This window comes from Actinosynnema sp., from assembly GCF_052038725.1.
In genome coordinates this window covers 1-2199 of record NZ_JBQGCX010001193.1, presented here as the reverse complement: position 1 = coordinate 2199, position 2199 = coordinate 1, and the positions used below count along the sequence as shown (strand labels likewise).

The following is a 2199-nucleotide window of genomic DNA, read 5'->3' as shown; positions in this document are numbered from 1 at the left end:
GCCGGCGCTCGGCGCGCTGGTCCTGGGGGGGCCTGGGGTCGCCGGTGATGTGCTCGTGGGCGGCCTCGCCGGTGCCGCGCGCGGCCCACACGCGGCCGGGGTACATGGCGCCGAGGGTGGCGATGGCCTGGGCGATGATCGCCGGGTGGTAGCGCTGGCCGGGGGCGTTGACGACGCCCATGGGGAGGTTCGTGGCCTGGAGCGCGGCGCCGAGCCAGGCCCAGGCGAGGGCGGACTGGCCCTGGCGGGCGCTCCACGGGGCGAAGTGGTCGGAGCACATGGCGGCGTCGAAGCCGACTTCCTCGGCCTTGCGCACGGCGTCCAGCAGTCCGGTCGGGTGGATCTGCTCGTGGGAGGCGTGAACGCCCAAAACGGTCATGGACAGGCGATACCCCGTCGCTCGGGCGGGTGAACCTGGGGATGATCACTTGGGGTGGGGGGTTGGGGTGGGTGGGGTGTGGGGTGGGGGCGCCGGGGCGTGGGCGATGATGATGAGCGACGCTGGGCACGCCAGGCTCTAGTCGCGGTACCGGCCGGGGAAACCGAGACTGCGACGAACCGGATCAAAATGACCCCTTGAGCGCTTGAAATCGCTGGTCAACAAGTGTTTTCCCCGCACACGCGGGGGTGGTCCAGCGCCCTCTAGCGAGCCCCGGTCGCCGGGGCGCTCATCGCCGCCGCCAGGAACGTGATCACCCACCGCCGCGCCCGCCCACCCCCGGACGGCCCGCACTCGGGATCGGTGTCACCGTTCGCCGCCCCGACCCGGTCCACCGCCGTCACCGCGAGCACGCTGCGCAGCCGGAACGCCAGTTCGTCGAGGGTCAGCCCCGGCAGCGCCCGGCCGAACGCCGCCAGGTAGCGCGCGCGCACCTCGTCCTCCGCGGGCCCGGTCCAGCCGCGCATCTCCTCGGCCGGATCGCAGACGATCGCCACGACCAGCCGCGACCTGCTCTCATCGCCCTCGGCCATCCCGTCGAACAGCGGGCCCGCGAACGCCTCCACGAGGTCGGCGGCGGTCGGCGGGTCGGGCAGCGCCAGCAGGCGGTCCAGGCCCGCGGACTGCGCGGCGGTGATCGGGTCGACGACGCGGCGCACCACCGCGGCGAGCAGGTCCGCCTTCGACCCGAAGTGGTACTTCACGGCGGCCAGGTTCGCCCCGGCCAGGTCGGTGATGGCGCGGACCGAGGCGCCCGCGAAGCCGCGTTCGGCGAACAGGCGCTCGGCCGCGTCGAGGAGCTGGGTGCGGGTGTCGGGGGCGTCCACGTGGTTATCATACGGTCGTTTGAGTCAAACGGTCGTTTGACCGACCGCGTGGAAGGGGATGACCGTGAAGCTCCTGGTCTACGGGGCGGGCGCGCTGGGCAGCCTGTTCGCCGCCAGGCTGCACGAGGCGGGGCACGAGGTGTCGCTGCTGGCCAGGGGCGCGCGGCTGGCCTCGGTGCGCGCGCACGGCGTGCGGCTGGCGCAGGAGGGCCGGGCCGAGGTCCGGTCGGTGCCGGTGCGGGTGGTCGACGAGCCGGGCGGCGGGTACGACCTGACCGTCGTGATCGTGCGCGCGCACCAGGTCGGGCCGGTGCTCGACTCGCTGGTGGACACCGGGGGCGACGTGGCGCTCCTGGCCAACTGGGCGGCCGGGCCGGGGCCGCTGGTGAAGGCGCTCGGGCCGGAGCGGGTGCTGCTCGGCTTCCCCGCGGCGGGCGGCCGGGTGGTCGACGACGTGCTGCGCCACCGCGCCGAGACGCCGCTGACCCGCCTGGTCACGATGCCGGTCGGCGAGCCGGACGGGCGGGTGACCCCGCGCCTGAAGGAGGTGGTGCGGGTGTTCCGCGGCGCGGGGCTGCCCGCGCGGGCCGAGCCAGGGGTGGACGCCTGGCTGACCACCCACGCCTCGTTCGTCGCGCCGCTCGGGCAGGCGGTGGACGCGGCGGGCGGCCCGGCGGAGCTGGCAGGCGACCGGGACGCGGTCCTCGCGCTGGCCCGCCGGATCAAGGCGAACCTGACCGCCGCGCCGACCCCGGTGGCGCCGCTCGGGTACCGCGCGCTGCGGGCGATGCCGGACGGGCTGGTCGCGGCCGGGCTGCGGCGGTTCCTGCGGGGGACGATCGCCGAGCTCGGACTGGCCCCCACCGCCGCGGCGACGGCCGAGAACGCGCTGCTGGTCGAGCAGCTGCGCGAGCGCGCGGGGTGAGGAGGCCG

3 protein-coding genes are annotated in these 2199 nt (G+C 75.6%); 1 reads left to right on the top strand and 2 read right to left on the bottom strand.

Annotated features, from left to right (window positions below):
• Together ACTUAL_RS25000 and ACTUAL_RS24995 are read right to left on the bottom strand one after the other, a co-directional pair.
• On the bottom strand, positions 1–379 hold a 379-nt coding region (locus ACTUAL_RS25000), incomplete at its 3' end, for an LLM class flavin-dependent oxidoreductase (RefSeq protein ID WP_440901965.1).
• Between the two features lie 263 nt (positions 380–642).
• Positions 643–1266 carry a TetR/AcrR family transcriptional regulator gene (locus ACTUAL_RS24995; protein ID WP_440901964.1) on the bottom strand — a complete coding sequence of 208 codons (624 nt, stop codon included), beginning with the start codon at positions 1264–1266 and terminating at the stop codon, positions 643–645.
• Between the two features lie 58 nt (positions 1267–1324).
• On the opposite strand from ACTUAL_RS24995, the gene ACTUAL_RS24990 reads away from it, so the two are divergent.
• Positions 1325–2191, top strand: coding sequence for a ketopantoate reductase family protein (locus tag ACTUAL_RS24990; RefSeq protein ID WP_440901963.1), 867 nt, complete (start codon positions 1325–1327; stop codon positions 2189–2191).
• The last annotated feature ends 8 nt before the right edge of the window (positions 2192–2199 follow it).

Excerpts from the sequence above, each read along its gene's own strand:
- ACTUAL_RS24990 (WP_440901963.1), top strand. The coding sequence starts at position 1,325 with ATGACCGTGAAGCTCCTGGTCTACGGGGCGGGCGCGCTGGGCAGCCTG.